This is a genomic window from uncultured Chitinibacter sp., from assembly GCF_945957625.1.
In the GTDB taxonomy this organism is placed as follows: domain Bacteria; phylum Pseudomonadota; class Gammaproteobacteria; order Burkholderiales; family Chitinibacteraceae; genus Chitinibacter; species Chitinibacter tainanensis.
Map to the genome: position 1 here is coordinate 1 of NZ_CAMFLP010000017.1, position 17,410 is coordinate 17,410.

The window sequence follows — 17,410 nt, forward strand, 5'->3', positions numbered from 1 at the left end:
GGCGGCCGCCATCGAGCCATCGGCGCTGGCTTCGCTTCCCAAGGCCACACTGCTGGCACCATCTGCACTGCTTAAATTACCCACGGCCACGGCATTGCCACCGTCCGCGCTGGCCGACTCGCCCAGCGCCATGGCCGCATCGCCGCTGGCGTAGGCATCGTTGCCGGCGGCGAAGCTGCCGCGACCAGAAGCCGTGCCGCCAATCGCAATCGCATAATTACTGCTGGCCTCGCTGTCTTTACCAACGGCAATGCTTTTCAGCCCGCTGGCAAGGGTTTTGCTGCCCACCGCAGTGCTACCCAGCCCGCTGGCCTGGCTGGTGCCGCCCATGGCCAGAGTATCGTTGGCCGTGGCCTGACTGTCGTTCCCAAAGGCGGCGCTGAAATTGCCGCTGGCCACACTGGAGGTGCCGGCGGCGATACTGGCTTCGCCACTGGCCTGACTAAAGCTACCGATGGCGCTACTGGCCGACCCGCTAGCCTGGCTGCCAAAACCATTGGCCGTGCTGGCTTCCGCGCTGGCGTTGCTGCTACCGCCAGTGGCGGTACTCCATTTGCCGCTGGCTTCACTATTGCTGCCTTGGGCGAGGGCATTTTCGCCGCTGGCTATGCTACTTACCCCCAGCGCCACGCTGCCTTCACCACTGGCTTGGCTATCCGCTCCTAGCGCCTGGGCATAGTCGCCGGTCGCGCGGGCCGATGAGCCCACCGCCACGCTGCTTCCCCCGCTGGCCTCACTGGTGGTGCCCAGTGCGGTGGCGCCGTTGTTAGTGGCTTGCGCGCCATTGCCCACGGCCAGCGTGCGTTCCTGATTGGCCAGGCTACTAACCCCCACCGCCGTGGCCTGATCAGCGCTGGCTTCACTCAGGCTGCCGACTGCGAGCGATTGATTGCCGCCGGCGAGTTCGTCACCGGCGTATGCCGCGGGGGCGGCCAGTAAGCCGGCCAAGAGCAGTGGAGTAAGGTGCAGCGTGCGTAATTGAAACGGTGGCATGTTGAATTCCTTGTCTGTAGAGCTTCGCCTTTAGTGATGGTGTGGTGGCGAAATCGGGGCGGATTGTCGGTCGGGCGGAGGGCGTGGCGGAATACGCAAATTTGCGTAATTACGGGGTGAGCGCGGCTTAAACCGCTGCAATTACGCAAATATGCGTATTCATCTGCCCGCATCCGCTCGCCACAATGGCCGGCATCAAGACAAAGGAGTGCAACGATGTTGGGAGAACTATGGCGCTGGCTAGTGGCGCTGCTGGATTGGCGCGGTTGGTGGCGTTTGCTAACCGGGCAGGCGGTGGTCGATGTGGTGTTTATCAGTAATCTGCGGGATGAAGCCGAGCGGCAGCGGTTTTTTGGGCGCTGGCGGCCGCGCTGCGGGCATGCCAATGGCCCGCGGCTGTATTTGGGCGGCATCGCCGGACGGATTCGCGGCATTGATGTCACCGCAGAAGAAATGCTGAGTAAAGAAGGGCGCAAACGGGCGCAGCAGCTGTTTATTGCGGCCTGCGAATGGGCCGAGCAGCGCGGGGCCAAAGTGATTTTGCTGGCCGCTTCCACCAAGCGTTTATTCGGGCGCGATGGCCGGGCCTTAAAAGCGCGCTTTCCAAATCTGCTGTTTACCATTGGCGATAATGGCACCGCCACCATGCTGTGGGCCGATATGCAGCGCGCCTTGAGCGCTGCCCAGCTGGGTACCGAGGCGCGGGTGCTGGTGATCGGGCCGTATGGGATTCTGGGCGAAATGGCGACCCGGCAGCTGTTGCAGGCGGGATATGAGGTGGTGGGCTATGGCGCGAATGCGACGGCCTTGGCCGAATTGGCCGAGCGCTATCCAATCGCCACGCATACCGAGCTTGCTGATGTGGGCGCGGTGGATGCGGTGATTGCCTGCACCCACAGCGCCGCTGCCAAGCTCGATGCTGCGCGGGTGGCGCAGCTGAGTCGCCCGGGGCGGCGGCTTTTGGTGGTGGATGTGGCGGAGCCCGCCAATCTGGATGTCAGCGCCTACGCTGCTTGCCGCGCCCAAGTGGTGCGCCAGGATGCGGGCAATGCCTACAGCCGCCGCCTGCAGTATGTGCTGGGGCCATTCTCATGGCGGATGCTGATGTTATCGCGCGGGGTGATGTTTGGCTGTTTTGCCGAAGCCATGGCGCTGTATCGGGCGATTCATCAGGCGGGCGAGGCGCAGTTGGGCGAGGTAGATTGGTTTGTGGTGGATAAAGCCCGCATGCAAACCGTGGCCACCGCCCTCGCCGCCGCGCAGGTGGAATTACCCACGCCGCGCTGCTTTGGCGCCCCGGTTAGCAGTTTTGCGCTGGGGGCAGCGGCAGCACAATACTAAACACGCTACCGAGCGGGCCGGAGGCCAGTTGCAGCCGATAGCCCGATTGGGCGCACAGGGTTTGCACAATATACAGCCCCAGCCCATAGCCCTGATGTTCGGCCGAGCGACGGCCGCTTTGGGTAAAGGGCTGTAACAGGCGGGCCTGGTCGGTGGGATGAATGCCCGGCCCGCTATCCCACACCTGCAGCAAAAGTTGATCGGCTTGCCGGCGCAGCCCAAACACCACGCCACCTTGCTCGGTGTAGCGCAGCGCATTGACCAATAAATTATCCAGCAGCCGGTTTAGAACCGTCGCCGAGGCCGGGTAACGCAGCCGTGTAGCCACATAGCGCAGACGCAAGCCTTTGGCTGCCGCGGTGGGTAAATGGCGCTGGTAGGCGGCGATCAATACCTCATCCAGCGCCAACTGGCCGGTGTGGCCAGCCGCATGCTGCTGGCGGGCATCTTGTAACAATTCTTGCAGCAGATCTTCGGTGTAGCGCAGCGCCTCGGCGATATGCTGGCCAATGCCGGCGGTGCCGGCTTGGGCTTGCAGAGCCGGAATCGCCAGCCGGATTGCCGCTAGCGGTTGCGAAAGATCATGCCCGGCGGCGGCGAGCTCAAGTTGCTGTTGCTGCTGGCGCTGCTGCAGCGCCAGTTTATCGGCCTCGGCTTGCGCCAGTTGCTCGGCTTCCAGCAGTCGTGCTTCCAGCTGGCGGGCGTGACTACGCTGCAGGCTGTGCATGCGCCAGCCCAGCGCGGCGGCAAAACACAGCGCTTCCAGTAAATAGCCCAGCGGCGGAAACACAAAAAAAGGTAGGCCATGCAGCACGCCCATAATGCTGAGGCCAAATAGCACATTCACAAATAACAGCAGGCAGGTGGTGCCGGCCAGATACCAGCCTGCGGCGGGTAGACGTTGTCGCCAGGCCAGCCAGCCGGCCAGCAAGGGCAGGGGTAGATGCAGCAGTGCGGTAGGCATCAACAATGCCAGACTACCGGTGAACTGATACACGGTGGCGCTCAAGAGCGCGGCGGCCATCACCAGCAAATAGGCCTGCCACAGCCGCGGCGCGCGGCGGCGCAGATCAAAGAGATTGATGGTAAACGCCGCATGGCTGCAATGGATCGCCGCCTGTAGCCACATCGGGAAGCCCTGATTCCAGAGCCCCGCATTGGGCCACAGCCATGGAAATAAAAAGCCGCCAATCTGCAGCAAAAACACAATCGCCAAGCCCACCGTCATGGCGTAGTACAAATACGCGGGTTGCTGCTCGATGTGGTAATGCAGCACGGCCAAGAGCAGCAAGGCCAGCAAGGCGCCGATCACCAAGCCGGTAAATAGATTGCTGCGCGCCAGTTGCTCGGCATACTCCGTAGGGGTAACTAGCTGTAGGCTAAGCGGGGTATCGGCATGCACGCGATACCTCAATAAATATACTTGAGGCTGCGTACTGGGCGAAATGGGCAAGGCCAGCAGGCGGCTGGGCCAAGGGCGGGCGGCATACGGGCTATCTGGCTGTAATTGCAGCAGCGGGCGGGCCGCCGGGCCTTCGCCTTGATACAAAGTGAGCGCTTCAATATCGGGCACGCCCAGTGTTAATAGCCGCATCTGCGGGCTGGTGGCGATCTCAAGTCGCACCCAGCGTTCGCGCTCGCCGGCATCGGCGCGCACCCAGCCGGCTTGCCAGCGCGCGGCTGTGCTGGGTACGCCCTCGGGGCTCTCGGCCAGCATCTGATAAGGCACCGCGCTCGCGGCCAAGGCTGGCTTGGCAAGCAGCGGCAAAGCCATGACAATGCTGAGCATGATCAAGCGAGCGATGTGAAATAGATCGATGCGGATACTCATTGCGGATGACCACGCCCTTTTCCGGAGCGGATTGAAATTATTACTGGGGCAACAGCCGGATTATCGCATTGTTGGCGAAGCCGCGAGTGCTGGTGAGCTGCGGCAGCTCCTGGCGCAACAGCCGGCCGAGCTGGTGCTGATGGATTACCAGATGCCGGGCGAAGACAGTGCGGCGGTGTTGTCGTGGCTCAAGCAGCGCTATCCGGCCACCAAGATCTTGATGCTCACCGGCGTGCAAGCCGGCGCCGTGCTGGCGCAACTGGTGCAGGCGGGCGCCGATGGCGTGGTGCTCAAAGATGGGGAGGCTAGCGAATTACTGCACGCCATGGCCCAAGTGCTGGCCGGTGTTCACTATGTAAGCCCGGCGGTGGCGGCGCGGATTAATCAGGCCAACGCGCTGCAACTCACCCCGCGCGAATTTCAAATTTTGCAGGCCATTGCCGCTGGGCAATCCAGCCAGGAAATCGCCGCGCGCTTGCTGATTTCGGCGCGCACGGTGGATAAACATCGCGAAAATCTGCTGGCGAAATTTCAGGTCAGCAATGCCATGCAGCTGGTGCAGCAAGCGCGGCAGGCGCAGCTCTTGGCCGATTAGGGCGCGGCCAGCGGCGGCGTTGTTACGCCAATGCCACTAAGCAAACTGATAATGCTTGCGCAGCGGGGCGGTGATTTGCCAGGTGCAGCGCATCCCCGCCGGAAAAGTCGCCAAGTCGCCGGCGCTAATGGTGACTGGCTCGCCCCCTTGTGGTGTGACCACCACTTCGCCTTCCAGTAAATAGCAGGTTTCGCTGGCGTCGTAAGTCCAGGGAAAAGTAGCAATGCCTTTTTCCCAGATCGGCCAGCGGGCCAGACCCAGCTCGGCCTGCCGGGCGGCGCTGATTTGACGTTCCAGTTGAATACGCGACATGGCAAAACTCCCAATTCGATGCGCCGATTGTACCGCCGCCGCTAGTCGATTCGGGTGAAATTTTCGCTTGTCAGCCCTTGCACTTTTTTAGATAATGAGAACAATTATTAACAAGGTTCTCACTTCAATGATCGTTTGCGTGTGCAACAATGTCAGTGATAAAGCCATCAAACGGGCGGTCGAGCACGATGGCGTTCGCACCTACATCCAGCTGCAACGGGCTACCCAAACCGGCACTTGCTGTGGCAAATGCGGTAGCTGCGCCAAACAGGTGCTGAAAGAGGCCGTCGATCATTACGAAGAGAAAATGCTGGCCGATCTGCAAGATCTGGCCTTTGCCTAAATACACCATCTGGGTATGTGCTGGCAGGCTGGTTGAAATATTGCCTAGCGTTATATACCCCGATAATGACAAAAGCCCGAGCATGCTCGGGCTTTTGTTTGGTCTGCAGTCAGCCGTAGCTGGCCCAGCCTACGCGGTAGGCGCCGCTGCCACTTAGCTCGCCTGCGATTGCAGGTAGTTGGGCAGGCCCAGCGCTTTGATCAGGCGCAGCTGCTGTTCCAGCCAGTGCGCGTGATCTTGCTCGGTGTCGTCCAGCAAGGTGAGCAGCATGTCGCGGGTCACATAATCTTGCTCGGTTTCACAGATGGCCATCACTTTTTTCAGTGCGGCGGCCACTTCGTATTCGGTTTGCAGATCCAGTTCCAGCATTTCCGGCACATCTTTGCCCACCCGCAGCGGCGTGCGTGCCGCAACATTGGGCGTGCCTTCCAGGAATAATATCCGGGCGATCAGCAGTGTGGCATGGCCGATTTCATCCTGACGCTCGTGATCAATGCGCTCGTAGAGCTTGCTATAGCCCCAGTTGTGATACATCTGGCTGTGGACGAAATATTGATCGACCGAGGTGAGTTCGGCGGCCAGCAGCTCAGAGAGGCCGGCGAGGACTTTTGCGCTTCCTTGCATGATGATGCTCCTGTCGTGGGCGGCTTAGTCGCCGAAAGCCTGCGATTGCAGATAATTGGCCAAGGTCATTTCTTTGATCAGGGTTTGCTGGGTTTCCAGCCAGTCGACGTATTCTTCGACTTCTTCCAAAATCTCGGTCAACAGATCGCGGCTGACATAATCCTGCGCGGTTTCACAGGTTTGCACCGCGCTGCGCAGGCTGGCCAGAAAACCGGTATACAGCTGCAAATCACAGCCCAGCATTTCCTGCACGTCTTCACCGATCAAGAGTTTGCCCAGATCTTGCAGATTAGGCAGCCCTTCGAGGAACAAAATCCGCTCGATCAGTTTATCCGAGCGTTTCATGGCGTCGATCGACTCGTGGTAGACCTTGTCGTTCAGGCCTTTGAAACCCCAGTTTTTGTAAATCCGGGCGTGCAGGAAGGTTTGGTTGATGGCAATCAGCTCGTTACCGAGAATGCCATTCAACGCCTTGATGACTTGTTTATCGCCTTGCATCGTGTTCTCCTTGCTGGCTGGGCCAGTCTGACGGTGAGACAGGGTGGTCAACCTGCCAATTGAATAAAAGTGTACGCTTTTAGTCGGGAATTTCAATTGAAAATTTCAATGCAAGTAATTGAATAGAAATGTAAATCGAAACATAAATACAAATAATTCTCGCTAATTCAGTGAATTGGTGAATTTTCTGGCTCGCCGCCATTCTGCAATAAAAAGCCCGTAAAATGGTGTAGATGAATTTTTGAGGAGTAAACCCGTGATTGTCAGTGCCGAACAAATTGCTTTTGCCCACCAACTGGCCGAGGCCAGCGCCGCCGTGATTCGCCCGTATTACCGCAGCGGCTTGGCGATTGATGACAAAAGCGATAGCAGCCCGGTGACGCAAGCGGATCGCGAGGCCGAGCTGGCCATGCGCGCGCTGATTAATCAGCTGCGCCCGCAAGACGGCATTATCGGCGAAGAATTTGGCGCCGAACGCGATGATGCCGATTGGGTGTGGGTGCTGGATCCTGTTGATGGTACCAAGGCCTTTATCACTGGCCGGCCGATGTTTGTAACCTTGATTGGCCTCTTGTATCGTGGCCAGCCGGTGCTGGGCGTGATCAACCAGCCCATCGCCAATGAGCGCTGGGTGGGCGTGGTGGGGCAGGGGTGCACATTGAATGATCAGCCGATCAGCGTGAGCGATATTCGCGATTTTAGCCGTGCCCGGGTGGGCACCACCGGCCCGCAGTATTTTAGCGACAGTGGCTGCGCCGCCTTTATGCAATTGCAGCAAGGCGGGCGCTTTACCGTGTATGGTGGCGATGGCTATCAATATGCGCTGGTGGCCACGGGCGGCCTAGAGCTGGTGGTGGAAGAGGGCCTGAAACTGCACGATTTCGCCGCCGTTGCCCCCGTAGTGATCGCCGCCGGCGGCCTGATGACCGACTGGCAAGGCCAGCCGCTCACCCGCAGCAGCAGCGGTCGCGTGATCGCCGCCGCTACCCCCGAGGTGTATCAGGCTGCACTGCAGGCAATGCAGGCCGCCTAAGCCTATACCCCTGTTAAATTGGAGTGCAGCATGTCGGTATTGATTGAAGTTGGCGAGCTACTCACCCTGCTAGGCCAGCCGGATGTGGTCATCATCGATTGCCGGCATGATCTGGCCAACCCCGACGCAGGCCGCGCCGCCTATCTGGCCGGCCACCTGCCCGGGGCGCATTTTCTGGCGCTGGACGATGATCTATCCGGCCCCAAAACCGGCTGGAATGGCCGCCACCCTTTGCCGGCCGCGGCCACGCTGGCGTTAAAGCTCGGCGGCCTGGGGATTGGCCCGCGTTCCCGCGTGATTGCCTATGATGCCAGCGGCGGGCCGTTTGCCGCCCGGCTGTGGTGGCTGTTGCGCTGGCTGGGCCATGATCACGTGCAAGTGCTGAACGGGGGCTGGCCCGCGTGGCTGGCCGCCGGCGGTGCCGTACAGCAGAGCATTGCCGCGATTGCGCCGCAAACGTTCCCGCTGGCGCAGCGTAGCGATCTGGCCGTGAGCGCCGAGGTGGTGCTGGATAATCTGAGCCAGCCCCAGTTTCAAGTAGTGGACGCCCGCTCGCCCGAGCGCTTTGTCGGCATTGGCGAAACGCTCGATCCGGTCGGTGGGCATATCCCGGGCGCCGCCAACCGCTTTTTCATGCATAACCTCAGCGACGGCTATTTCAAAAGCCCGGCGCAATTGCAGCAAGAATGGGGGGTATTGCTCGGTGAGCTAAGCCCCACGCAACTTGTGCACCAATGCGGTAGTGGGGTAACAGCCTGCCATAATTTGTTGGCGCTTGAATATGCCGGCCTCGGTGGTGGACGGCTGTACCCGGGCTCGTGGAGCGAATGGTGCAGCGACCCAGCCCGGCCAGTTGAGTGCTAATGCCTTCGTGCAGAGGACGGTCAAGCTCACCAATTAAAAAGCGCACCACGGTGCGCTTTTTAATTGGATATCACCTTGCAGCATTGGCTAAATCCAGCGCCGCACCTCTTGGCAATAGCGTGCAAATGGCGCACCAAATTTAGCCAACATGGCCCGTTCTTCGGGGATGATTTGAAAACGCTGCAGATACAGCACAAAGGCTGGCAATAGCGCCAGCGCGGCCAGATTGGCTTGCCAGTCGGCCAAGCCCGCTAACATCAGCGCAAAGCCCAGATACATCGGATTACGGGTGTGGCGGTACACGCCGCTGCGCACCAGCTGGCTGGCGGCGGCAGGTTGGCGTGGATCGAAGGTGGTGCGGGCCTGTCTAAATGCCTGCCCGCCGGCCAGTACTAGGGCCAAACCCAGCGCCAGCAGCAATAAGCCTACCGGGCCATTGAGTGGCAAGGCGATATTCAGCGTCGGGGTGGCCGCCGCCACGGCCGCCATTAGCACGGCGGTGATGGCCAGCAAAGCCATGGGCATGATTTTCAGTTCGAGTGGGTGTGGCGATTGCTGCATTTATATACCCCTGCGTAGTATTGCCTGCGAGGCAATACGCTACCTAGCTTAGTGGCCAGTACTGTTAGAGAAAACATTCATCACGATCACGCCACTGACAATCAGTGCAATGCCCAGCAGGGCGGCGAGATCAAGCTTTTGCCCGTAGAGCCACCAGCTGGCGACGGTGATTAGCACAATCCCGATCCCCGACCACAGCGCATAGGCAATGCCAACCGGGATCGTGCGCAAAGTCAGCGACAAACAATAAAACGCCACGCCGTAGCCGGCAATCACAATCAGCGAGGGGCCCAGTTTGCTAAAGCCTTCACTGGCTTTGAGGGCGCTGGTGGCGATGGTTTCGGCCACAATGGCCAGCAATAAAATCAGCCAGGGTTTCATTTCTATTCCTTCATCAAATCATCCCGGCGATTGTGCAGAGGTGGGCGGCAAATAGCCAGCGGCCTGTCGCCCATTGTCAAGAATTACCGCTGCGCGCGGCGCCAGGCTGGCGGGAAATTGATCTGATGCAGTGATGCACTGTAAATAATGCCATTGGTCATGAAATATTGATCCTGACCAAGCGCCGATCAGGGTTTCACAGTATAGAATGCCGCTCCTTTTACCTGCTTTTGTCATAGGACGCGTCATGTCAGCCGCTCACCCGCTTGCCCAATCCACCCTTACCGTGACCGAAACCGCCGCCAATCCAGCGCCATTGGGCCTGATGGGCTTTGGCATGACCACGGTGCTGCTTAATCTGCATAACGCCGGTTTGTTCGAATTGAACGCCATGATTCTGGCGATGGGGATTTTCTACGGCGGCCTGGCGCAAGTGATTGCCGGTATTTTCGAATCGAAAAAGAACAATACCTTTGGCATGACGGCGTTTACCTCATATGGCATGTTCTGGCTGACGCTGGTGGCGCTGATTGTATTCCCACAGTGGGGTATTGCTCCCAAAGCCAGTGAAACCGCGATGGGCTGGTATTTACTCGCCTGGGGTATCTTTACCGCATTCCTGTTTGTGGGCACGCTGCGGATGAATTTCATCACCCAGTTTATTTTCGGCTCACTGACTGTGTTGTTTGCTTTGCTGGCGATCGGTGATTTCACCGGCAGTGCCGCCATCAAAACCATCGCCGGTATCGAAGGCATTATCTGCGGTAGCGCGGCGATTTACTCGGCCATGGCGCAAGTGCTGAATGAAATCTACGGCCGCGAATTGCTGCCGATGGGTGGCAAGGCGCATTAAGCCTGCCACGCAAGCAGCCGGCATCTTGCTGCGTTGCTGTCAAAGTGTGTTGAGATTAAAAAAGCCCGCAATTGCGGGCTTTTTTATTGTGGCGAGCGGTGGTTTAGTTCAGCCGGTTCCAGCTTTTGGTGGCGCTATTAAAGAAGCCCGACTCGCGGTAGGCTTTTTCGATGATGCCTTTATCGCGCAGGCGATCCAGACCGATATTCAGCTGCTTTGCCACCAGTGCGCCATTGGGATCGAGCCGGCTGACAAAGAAATGCCGGCTGCCTTGCAGGCCGACTTTCACATTGGTGATCGGCACTAATTTTTTGCCGCCTACATCCATCGATAAATCAGGTGTGGGCTGGAAGGGCGCCAGTACCACATCGGCGCGTTTTTTCACCAGCATGCCCACCATGGAATCCCAGCTTTGGGTTTTCAGCAGATTAGAAAACTTCAGGCTTTCCAGTGTGGCCACATCAGGCTTCCAACTATCGGCCACCACCGCGGTGAGCTTTTGCAGCTCGGGCAGTGTACGGGTGAGGCGGGCTTCCACGTTGTCAGCGGTGGTGTAAAAGCCGGCTTCAAATTCACCATTACGAATCACTGGCTCAGACACGAACACCTTATCGCTAAGCGGTTTAAGATCGATCTGCCAGGCGCTATTGCCCCCCATGGTGACATTGCCGGTCATGATTTCTTTGATATAGCGATTGTAGGAATCGCTGCTGTTATCGACTTTCACGAGCTTAATCGGTAAGTCATTGCCGCCAGCTTTCAGCGCCTGCATCACCAAGACGATTTCGACCACATCGCGGCGCGAGCCTGGGCCGCCGTAGTTGCTGAGGGTGAGCGGATCGCGCTGGCCGATGAATTTTTGGTAATCGTTGTAGACATCCTGCTGGGTCAGGATGGTGATGGTTTTATCGTTGGCCCAAGCGGTACTGGTGGCTGCGGCGGTCAGGGTGAGCGCGCAGAGTAAACGTTGAAACAAGCGCATCATCAAATCCTCCTAGAATGGGCTGAACCCATCATGGCAAGTTGTAAGGCAAAAGGCAATCGCGATAAGCCTGTAGCCCGCAACTGCATAAAGCTGACAACATCCGGCGCGCCAATGTGCCAGAGGCTATGGGCTGAATAGAAATTAGCTATCGGGCAGATGAAAACTCTTGATTTGACGATCGTCGCCCAGATATCTACAGTGTTGCCGACTTTTACCGAACCCTTTTAGGAGTTTTAACATGGCTGTATTGGTTGCTAAGCAAGCCCCTGACTTCACCGCCGCTGCCGTTCTGGGCAATGGCCAGATCGTTGACAACTTCAACCTGAAAGAAGCCACCGCCGGCAAATACACGGCCATCTTCTTCTACCCACTGGACTTCACTTTCGTTTGCCCATCTGAGCTGATCGCTTTTGATCACCGTCTGGAAGAATTCAAAAAACGCAATGTTGAAGTGATCGGCGTATCGATCGACAGCCAATTTACCCACGCTGCATGGCGCAACACCCCAGTTGAGAAAGGCGGTATCGGCCAAGTGGGTTACACCCTGGTGGCTGACGTGAAGCACGAAATTTGCCAAGCTTATGATGTTGAGCTGGCCGATGCGGGCGTGGCACTGCGCGGCACCTTCCTGATCGACAAAAACGGCGTAGTACAACACCAAGTGGTGAACAACCTGCCACTGGGTCGTGATATCGACGAACTGCTGCGTGTGATCGACGCGCTGCAATTCACCGAAGAGCACGGCGAAGTGTGCCCAGCCGGCTGGAACAAAGGCAAAAAAGGCATGAAAGCCGACGCGGATGGCGTAGCTTCTTACCTAGCTGAAAACGCCGCTGCACTGTAATTGAAGCTCATCACTTCGCGCCCTGCGCGAAGTGATCGCTCTGCCAAGCCCCGCCTAGCGGGGCTTTCAGCTTGATAAGCAACCCCACTCGCGAAGCGAGGCCCCCCTCAAGGAGGGGGCGGGAGGGGTGGGAATAGAACATCAAGGCTGCAGAATAAAAGCCTTATTTGATAGGCTCGGCTTTGCCGAGACTTGAAGCAGATTGTTCTTCCACTTCGTTAGCAGCCTGCCAAGCCCCGCCTAGCGGGGCTTTGTTGTATCTGCTTGGCCCTGCGGCAATCTGCCCGCAGCCGCGCATGCCGTATAATCTGGCTAACCAAAATGCCGCAGGAAAACTATGTCTCAACATGTGATTGCCCCACCACAAGCCGGCGTTAGCCCGCTGACCTGGTATCAATCGCTGGCCAGCCAGCCCGGCTTTATTGCCGACCAATCGCAAGCCGCCGCCATCGAGCGGCTGGAAGCGCTGTGGCAATCGCTGGTGGTGTTCAAGCAAAAGCGCAATCGCCTGTTTGGTAAAACCCTGCTGCCGATGCCCGATTTACCGCGCGGGCTGTATTTTTGGGGCGGTGTAGGGCGAGGCAAAAGTTTTTTGATGGATGCGTTTTATGCCGGCCTGCCGTATAAACGCAAAAAACGTCTGCATTTTCACCACTTTATGCAGGAAGTGCACCGCGATTTGCGCGCGCAGCAAGGCAGTGATGATCCGCTCACCAAAGTCGCCGATAAATGGGCCAAAGCCGTACGTGTACTGTGTTTTGACGAGTTTCACGTCTCCGACATTGCCGACGCGATGATTCTGGGGCGGCTGATGGAGCAACTATTTAACCGCGGCGTGGTGCTGGTAACGACGTCGAATTACCCGCCCGATGGGCTGTATCCGAACGGGCTGCAGCGCGCGAATTTCCTGCCCACCATCGAGCTACTGAAAGCGCGGCTGGATGTATTGAACGTCGATGGCGGGCAAGATTTCCGCTTGCGCACGCTTACCGCCGCGCGCACCTATCTGTATCCGCAAGATGCCGCCGGCGAGGCCGAGTTGGGCGAGCTGTTTGCCAAAATGGCAACCGGCCACGATCAAGATCCGCAGCTCACCCTTGAAGGCCGCAAGCTCAAAGCCCGCCGCCGCGCCGGTGGTGCCATCTGGTTTGATTTTGCCGTGCTGTGCGGCGATGGCCGTGGTCAGGCCGATTATCTGGCGCTGGCCCAGGAATATCACACCGTCTTTCTCACCGGCCTGCCCAAGCTCAAGCCGGAAAACAGCAATCTCGCCCGCCGCTTTACCTGGCTGGTGGATGTGTTTTACGACCACCGCGTTAAACTCATCATCGGCGCTGATGTGCCGGTGGATCAGGTGTATGTCGAGGGTCTGCAAGCCAGCGAATTCTTCCGCACCGCCAGCCGCCTGACCGAAATGCAATCGAAAGAATATCTCGCGCTGGCGCACCAAAGCGTCGAGCAAGCGCAAGCGGGCGTGATCGAGACCTAAACCTCGCCGGATTTAGCTGACTTCATGCTATGGTTTTGATTTCACTACATCTGGAAGCAAGGCCATGGCCAAAGGTTATTGGATCGTCCGCCTCGACATCACTCAGCTCGAACCCTTTCAAGCCTATATCGCCGCCAACGGGCCAGCGCTAGCGCAATACGGTGCCAGGTATCTGGCTAGAGCCGGCCAATATCAATGCGTGGAAGGCAATACCCGTTCACGCAACACCATCGTCGAATTCCCCAGCTACCAAGCTGCCCTCGATTGCTACCACTCCGTACCGTATCAAAACGCTAAAGCGTTGCGCGACGGCGCGTGTGAAATTGATTTGGTGATTGTGGAGGGGTATATGGGCACGCAGCTTGGGTAAACTAATTTGCCGTTTTAATTTGAGCATTCTTACATTCCAGATGTGGATGGCAACTAGGTATCACAATATTTTCATCTATTAGGTCACTGTATGTATCAGTGTAATTATTACTGGTTGTTTGCTCCATTTAGGGGTGGAATTACGGATACACCTGAGCGTTCGCCAGTATTTGAGCTTGATGTTAATGTGCCAGGTGGGGTTACGCAAAAGCTGCATCTTTTTTGCGATGACGAAGGTCGTCCGCACTTTGGTCGACTAACTATTCCCAATTTGAATAGCGAAGCGCTCCCCAAGGAGGATTTACCTGTGCTCCAATCACTGCAGGAGCATTTACTTTCTGTTCTTCGCCTTACCTATAAACCGAATATCACTTTTGCTGAGCCTGCTGTTTTCTATTCTTTCACGCTAGAGGGTGAATACCCACAAACAAAGATAGTTATCGAAGAAAGTGGCAAAGATGTATTTGATCCTGTTCAGGCCAAGGAATTACTAATTCATACGATCTCGTTTCGTGAGCACTTTCGGCTTTATATTGATGGTGAGGATGAAAGAATTCCACTTCAATATCGATTTTTGTCTTTTTATAAACTGATCGAGCTTCGATATAGAAGTAATGGCCGATGGATGTACCAAGAACTCGATTCCTTATTGCAGCCATATATTTGCGAATTTCATAGGCTTGGATATACAAAAAAACCTCTTGCTGTTTTGCATGAGCTACGGGATAGGTGTGCTCATATTAAGACGGGGAGTCGCGACACTCTTGGGGTTACCCATTTAAATCATAAATCGGCGCTTAGTGTCAGCGAGCTTTTGCCGATAATGAGAGCTCTATGTGCTGTAATTATCAACGAGCAGGCGGGAGGGAATCTTCAGGTGGATACCAGAGTTAATCCTGAAAAATATCAAATTAGCTAAGTCATAAAAGTGCAGCCAGCTATAGCTTGAGCAGAATATTTTAATGATGAGTCGCGCCTTGCGTTCCACTTCCTACTTCTTATGATTGCTAGCCCTATTTTTTTACTTTGAATGGTGTTTAAGGATTTGATTAGATTTGCAGATTATGATGACTTAGCCGGTGTCCTGCGCTTGTATCAAGAGCTGCGCCCGCATGATCCGGCCTTGGCCGATGAGCTCGCGCAAGAACGTTGGGCGCAGATTATTGCCGATCCAAATACGCAGATTGTCGTGGCCGAGATTGATGGCGTGCTGGCCGCCACCTGCGCTTTAAGCATCAATCGCAGCATCGCCAATGGCGCTAGACCGTTTGGCATCATCGAGCATGTGATCACCGCCAGCGCCTATCGCCGCCGCGGGCTAAGCCGCCAAGTGTTGGAATTCGCGCTAGCCTTGGCGTGGCAGGCCGATTGCTACAAAGTAATGCTGCTTTCGGGCGAGCAACTGACTGCGGCGCATTCGGTTTACGAGGCGGTCGGTTTTAAAAGCGGGATTGAAAAAGGCTTTGTGATTAAACGCCCTTGAGCTTGACGACGGCACATTGGCGCTTAGCCTTTCGCAGCATGAGCTAGCCAACACCTTCGGCACTCAATACTTAGGCACACATCTTGCTGTATAGCTTACTCATCGCTGTGGCCATGGAGTGACCAATGCGCATCATCATCGACGACCTTACTCACCCCCAAGTTGCTGATTTATTGCAGGAACATCTGGCCGGTATGTATGCCAACTCGCCGGCGGAATGTGTGTTTGCACTGGATTTAGCCGCACTCAAAGCGCCAGAAATTACCTTTATGACCGCTTGGGAAGGCGAGGCTTTGCTCGGTTGTGGTGCATTCAAGCGGCTGGATGCCCAGCACGCCGAGCTTAAATCCATGCGCACTGCTGCGCGGTATGTGCGGCGCGGGGTGGGGCGGGCGCTGTTGCAGGCGCTAGAGGCTGAGGCCCGCGCACAGGGTATTCAGCGATTAAGCCTCGAAACCGGCACCACGCCGGCCTTTGCCCCAGCGCATCGGCTGTATGCGCAGCAAGGCTATCAGCCCTGCGGGCCGTTTGCGCAGTACCAGCCCGACCCATTTAGCCTGTTTATGAGCAAAAGCCTGCATACGCCGGTGATTTGAAGCTTATTGGGTCGGCTATGTCTGGCGCAACACTTGGCTGGGCGCGTTCTAATTTGATCTAGATGCAAGGCACTGCATTCGGCAGCGAAGGCGCGTGGCTGCCCGTGTATCATGGCGACTGTGCCCTGCCTGCCGGGGCGCGGATAACAGGGCGACCGGGTTTTCTCCCCGGCCACGCCAAGACAAAAGGGAATGCGATGAGTAATACAACACCAACTAGCAGCGCCACCTTGTCCGGCCCGGCGCTGGGCTTGCTGTGGTTTGGGGCCGCCGTGTCGCTGGCCGAAATCATGACGGGTACTTTTTTGGCGCCGCTGGGTTTTGCTGATGGCGTGAAAGCCATTTTGCTCGGCCATGTGATTGGCGGCGTGCTGTTCTGGCTGGCGGGCTATATCGGCGCCAAGACCGGTAAATCGGCGATGGAAACCGTCAAGCGTTCGTTTGGTCAGCGCGGCAGTATGCTGTTTTCGCTGGCCAATGTGGTGCAGCTGGTGGGCTGGACGGCGATTATGGTCTTTTCTGGCGCGGCAGCGGCGAATTTTCTGGTGCCGCAAGTGGGCAATGCCGGTTGGTCGCTGGTGATTGGGGCCTTGATTGCCTTGTGGATCGCGCTCGATTTGAAAAACATGTCGCGCCTGCAGTCGGTGACCGCTGTACTGCTGTTTTTTCTGACTATTTTACTCAGTGTGGTGGTGTTTCAGGCCGAGGCGGCGCAGCTGCCGGCTGCGGCGCAGCAAACCATGAGTTTTGGTATGGCAGTCGAGCTAGCGGTGGCCATGCCGCTATCGTGGTTACCGCTGGTGAGCGATTACACCCGCTCGGCGCGCCACGCAGGGCGTGATACCACCTGGGCCACGCTGGCGTATTTTATTGGCAGCAGCTGGATGTTCATCATCGGCTTGGGCGCGGCGCTGTTTGCCGGCACTGGCGATGTGGCAGCAATTATGGCCAAGGCCGGTCTGGGCGTAGCGGCGATCTTGGTGGTGGTGTTTTCAACGGTGACCACCACTTTTCTGGATGCGGCCTCAGCGGGGATTTCGGCGGCCAGCATTAATCCAAAACTACCCGAGCGTGCCGCGGGCATTGCTGCCGTGGTGCTGGGCACTGTGCTGGCGCTGTGGGCGCCGGTGAATAGTTTTGAGAGTTTCCTGTTTTTGATTGGCTCGGTGTTTGCGCCGATGATTGCCATCATGGTGGCGGATTATTTTGTGCTGAAACAGGATGCCTCGGCTCAGCTGGTGAGCTGGCCGAATCTGGCCTTGTGGCTGGCTGGGTTTGGTCTGTATCGCTACTCAATGAGCTGGGATCTACCCGTGGGCAACACCTTGCCGGTGATGCTGATCGTGGCCAGCGTGGCTTGCCTTTGTGGCGTGGTGGGGCGCAAACGCGCCGCCCGTGCAGTAACGGCCTAAAGG

Annotated in this window: 20 protein-coding genes and 1 pseudogene; 13 read left to right on the plus strand and 8 right to left on the minus strand. The window is 57.3% G+C overall.

Annotation, left to right across the window (positions count from 1 at the left end):
• Positions 1-993: pseudogene (locus tag QV747_RS14995) on the minus strand (hypothetical protein); the annotation flags it as partial.
• Between the two features lie 216 nt (positions 994-1,209).
• Between QV747_RS14995 and QV747_RS15000 the strand changes: the two are divergent.
• Entirely contained in the window at positions 1,210-2,334 is a 1,125-nt protein-coding gene (locus QV747_RS15000; protein WP_047394471.1) for a hypothetical protein, read from the plus strand.
• On the opposite strand, the gene QV747_RS15005 is transcribed toward QV747_RS15000, so the two are convergent.
• Entirely contained in the window at positions 2,294-4,165 is a 1,872-nt protein-coding gene (locus tag QV747_RS15005) for a 7TM diverse intracellular signaling domain-containing protein (RefSeq protein ID WP_273430690.1), read from the minus strand. The genes QV747_RS15000 and QV747_RS15005 overlap by 41 nt on opposite strands.
• Before the next feature lie 31 nt (positions 4,166-4,196).
• On the opposite strand from QV747_RS15005, the gene QV747_RS15010 reads away from it, so the two are divergent.
• On the plus strand, positions 4,197-4,760 hold the full coding sequence (locus QV747_RS15010; protein WP_047394468.1) for a response regulator transcription factor: 564 nt from the start codon (positions 4,197-4,199) through the stop codon (positions 4,758-4,760).
• Positions 4,761-4,796: 36 nt separating this feature from the next.
• On the opposite strand, the gene QV747_RS15015 is transcribed toward QV747_RS15010, so the two are convergent.
• Positions 4,797-5,072: a cupin domain-containing protein gene (locus QV747_RS15015; RefSeq protein ID WP_273430688.1), complete on the minus strand. Its 276-nt coding sequence runs from the start codon at positions 5,070-5,072 to the stop codon at positions 4,797-4,799.
• 139 nt (positions 5,073-5,211) lie between these two features.
• On the opposite strand from QV747_RS15015, the gene QV747_RS15020 reads away from it, so the two are divergent.
• Positions 5,212-5,415, plus strand: a complete 204-nt coding sequence (locus QV747_RS15020) for a bacterioferritin-associated ferredoxin (RefSeq protein WP_245575228.1) — start codon at positions 5,212-5,214, stop codon at positions 5,413-5,415.
• A 153-nt stretch (positions 5,416-5,568) separates the two neighbouring features.
• On the opposite strand, the gene bfr (QV747_RS15025) is transcribed toward QV747_RS15020, so the two are convergent.
• Entirely contained in the window at positions 5,569-6,039 is a 471-nt protein-coding gene (bfr, locus tag QV747_RS15025; protein ID WP_028448569.1) for a bacterioferritin, read from the minus strand.
• 24 nt (positions 6,040-6,063) lie between these two features.
• Positions 6,064-6,537: a bacterioferritin gene (gene bfr / locus QV747_RS15030; RefSeq protein ID WP_028448570.1), complete on the minus strand. Its 474-nt coding sequence runs from the start codon at positions 6,535-6,537 to the stop codon at positions 6,064-6,066.
• Between the two features lie 256 nt (positions 6,538-6,793).
• On the opposite strand from bfr (QV747_RS15030), the gene hisN reads away from it, so the two are divergent.
• Together hisN and QV747_RS15040 are read left to right on the plus strand one after the other, a co-directional pair.
• Positions 6,794-7,570, plus strand: a complete 777-nt coding sequence (gene hisN / locus QV747_RS15035; RefSeq protein WP_273430684.1) for a histidinol-phosphatase — start codon at positions 6,794-6,796, stop codon at positions 7,568-7,570.
• 30 nt (positions 7,571-7,600) lie between these two features.
• Complete coding sequence (locus QV747_RS15040; RefSeq protein ID WP_273430682.1) at positions 7,601-8,434, plus strand: sulfurtransferase; 834 nt, start codon at positions 7,601-7,603, stop codon at positions 8,432-8,434.
• Between the two features lie 87 nt (positions 8,435-8,521).
• Here the strand turns inward: QV747_RS15040 and QV747_RS15045 are convergent, their stop codons facing one another.
• Together QV747_RS15045 and QV747_RS15050 are read right to left on the minus strand one after the other, a co-directional pair.
• Positions 8,522-8,995, minus strand: a complete 474-nt coding sequence (locus QV747_RS15045) for an isoprenylcysteine carboxylmethyltransferase family protein (RefSeq protein WP_273430680.1) — start codon at positions 8,993-8,995, stop codon at positions 8,522-8,524.
• A gap of 48 nt (positions 8,996-9,043) precedes the next feature.
• Positions 9,044-9,376 carry a multidrug efflux SMR transporter gene (locus QV747_RS15050; protein WP_028448575.1) on the minus strand — a complete coding sequence of 111 codons (333 nt, stop codon included), beginning with the start codon at positions 9,374-9,376 and terminating at the stop codon, positions 9,044-9,046.
• A 247-nt stretch (positions 9,377-9,623) separates the two neighbouring features.
• Here QV747_RS15050 and QV747_RS15055 point away from each other — a divergent pair, with 247 nt between their 5' ends.
• Positions 9,624-10,229 carry an acetate uptake transporter gene (locus QV747_RS15055; RefSeq protein WP_273430678.1) on the plus strand — a complete coding sequence of 202 codons (606 nt, stop codon included), beginning with the start codon at positions 9,624-9,626 and terminating at the stop codon, positions 10,227-10,229.
• A gap of 103 nt (positions 10,230-10,332) precedes the next feature.
• Here QV747_RS15055 and QV747_RS15060 read toward each other — a convergent pair whose 3' ends face one another.
• Entirely contained in the window at positions 10,333-11,214 is an 882-nt protein-coding gene (locus QV747_RS15060) for a hypothetical protein (RefSeq protein WP_028448577.1), read from the minus strand.
• Between the two features lie 238 nt (positions 11,215-11,452).
• On the opposite strand from QV747_RS15060, the gene QV747_RS15065 reads away from it, so the two are divergent.
• The 7 genes from QV747_RS15065 (at position 11,453) to cytX (ending at position 17,407) form a co-directional block, all read left to right on the plus strand.
• Positions 11,453-12,058, plus strand: coding sequence for a peroxiredoxin (locus QV747_RS15065; protein ID WP_028448578.1), 606 nt, complete (start codon positions 11,453-11,455; stop codon positions 12,056-12,058).
• Positions 12,059-12,395: 337 nt separating this feature from the next.
• Complete coding sequence (gene zapE / locus QV747_RS15070) at positions 12,396-13,547, plus strand: cell division protein ZapE (RefSeq protein WP_273430675.1); 1,152 nt, start codon at positions 12,396-12,398, stop codon at positions 13,545-13,547.
• A 64-nt stretch (positions 13,548-13,611) separates the two neighbouring features.
• Complete coding sequence (locus tag QV747_RS15075; protein ID WP_273430673.1) at positions 13,612-13,917, plus strand: DUF1330 domain-containing protein; 306 nt, start codon at positions 13,612-13,614, stop codon at positions 13,915-13,917.
• 90 nt (positions 13,918-14,007) lie between these two features.
• A complete protein-coding gene (gene mauJ / locus QV747_RS15080) occupies positions 14,008-14,835 on the plus strand; it encodes a methylamine utilization protein MauJ (protein ID WP_273430671.1) in 828 nt (275 codons plus the stop codon).
• 126 nt (positions 14,836-14,961) lie between these two features.
• Positions 14,962-15,399, plus strand: coding sequence for a GNAT family N-acetyltransferase (locus tag QV747_RS15085; RefSeq protein WP_273430669.1), 438 nt, complete (start codon positions 14,962-14,964; stop codon positions 15,397-15,399).
• A gap of 125 nt (positions 15,400-15,524) precedes the next feature.
• The gene (locus tag QV747_RS15090; RefSeq protein WP_028448582.1) at positions 15,525-15,995 is read left to right on the plus strand and encodes a GNAT family N-acetyltransferase; all 471 of its coding nucleotides are present in this window, start codon (positions 15,525-15,527) and stop codon (positions 15,993-15,995) included.
• A 197-nt stretch (positions 15,996-16,192) separates the two neighbouring features.
• On the plus strand, positions 16,193-17,407 hold the full coding sequence (cytX, locus tag QV747_RS15095; RefSeq protein ID WP_273430666.1) for a putative hydroxymethylpyrimidine transporter CytX: 1,215 nt from the start codon (positions 16,193-16,195) through the stop codon (positions 17,405-17,407).
• The last annotated feature ends 3 nt before the right edge of the window (positions 17,408-17,410 follow it).

What these genes read in the sequence shown, in the direction of transcription:
- QV747_RS15045 (WP_273430680.1), bottom strand. Translation starts at nt 8,995, where the DNA reads ATGCAGCAATCGCCACACCCACTCGAACTGAAAATCATGCCCATGGCT.
- QV747_RS15000 (WP_047394471.1), top strand. Translation starts at nt 1,210, where the DNA reads ATGTTGGGAGAACTATGGCGCTGGCTAGTGGCGCTGCTGGATTGGCGC.
- cytX (WP_273430666.1), top strand. Translation starts at nt 16,193, where the DNA reads ATGAGTAATACAACACCAACTAGCAGCGCCACCTTGTCCGGCCCGGCG.
- QV747_RS15015 (WP_273430688.1), bottom strand. Translation starts at nt 5,072, where the DNA reads ATGTCGCGTATTCAACTGGAACGTCAAATCAGCGCCGCCCGGCAGGCC.
- mauJ (WP_273430671.1), top strand. Translation starts at nt 14,008, where the DNA reads ATGTATCAGTGTAATTATTACTGGTTGTTTGCTCCATTTAGGGGTGGA.
- QV747_RS15040 (WP_273430682.1), top strand. Translation starts at nt 7,601, where the DNA reads ATGTCGGTATTGATTGAAGTTGGCGAGCTACTCACCCTGCTAGGCCAG.
- QV747_RS15065 (WP_028448578.1), top strand. Translation starts at nt 11,453, where the DNA reads ATGGCTGTATTGGTTGCTAAGCAAGCCCCTGACTTCACCGCCGCTGCC.
- bfr (WP_028448570.1), bottom strand. Translation starts at nt 6,537, where the DNA reads ATGCAAGGCGATAAACAAGTCATCAAGGCGTTGAATGGCATTCTCGGT.
- QV747_RS15055 (WP_273430678.1), top strand. Translation starts at nt 9,624, where the DNA reads ATGTCAGCCGCTCACCCGCTTGCCCAATCCACCCTTACCGTGACCGAA.
- bfr (WP_028448569.1), bottom strand. Translation starts at nt 6,039, where the DNA reads ATGCAAGGAAGCGCAAAAGTCCTCGCCGGCCTCTCTGAGCTGCTGGCC.
- QV747_RS15075 (WP_273430673.1), top strand. Translation starts at nt 13,612, where the DNA reads ATGGCCAAAGGTTATTGGATCGTCCGCCTCGACATCACTCAGCTCGAA.
- QV747_RS15060 (WP_028448577.1), bottom strand. Translation starts at nt 11,214, where the DNA reads ATGATGCGCTTGTTTCAACGTTTACTCTGCGCGCTCACCCTGACCGCC.
- QV747_RS15090 (WP_028448582.1), top strand. Translation starts at nt 15,525, where the DNA reads ATGCGCATCATCATCGACGACCTTACTCACCCCCAAGTTGCTGATTTA.
- QV747_RS15005 (WP_273430690.1), bottom strand. Translation starts at nt 4,165, where the DNA reads ATGAGTATCCGCATCGATCTATTTCACATCGCTCGCTTGATCATGCTC.
- QV747_RS15050 (WP_028448575.1), bottom strand. Translation starts at nt 9,376, where the DNA reads ATGAAACCCTGGCTGATTTTATTGCTGGCCATTGTGGCCGAAACCATC.
- zapE (WP_273430675.1), top strand. Translation starts at nt 12,396, where the DNA reads ATGTCTCAACATGTGATTGCCCCACCACAAGCCGGCGTTAGCCCGCTG.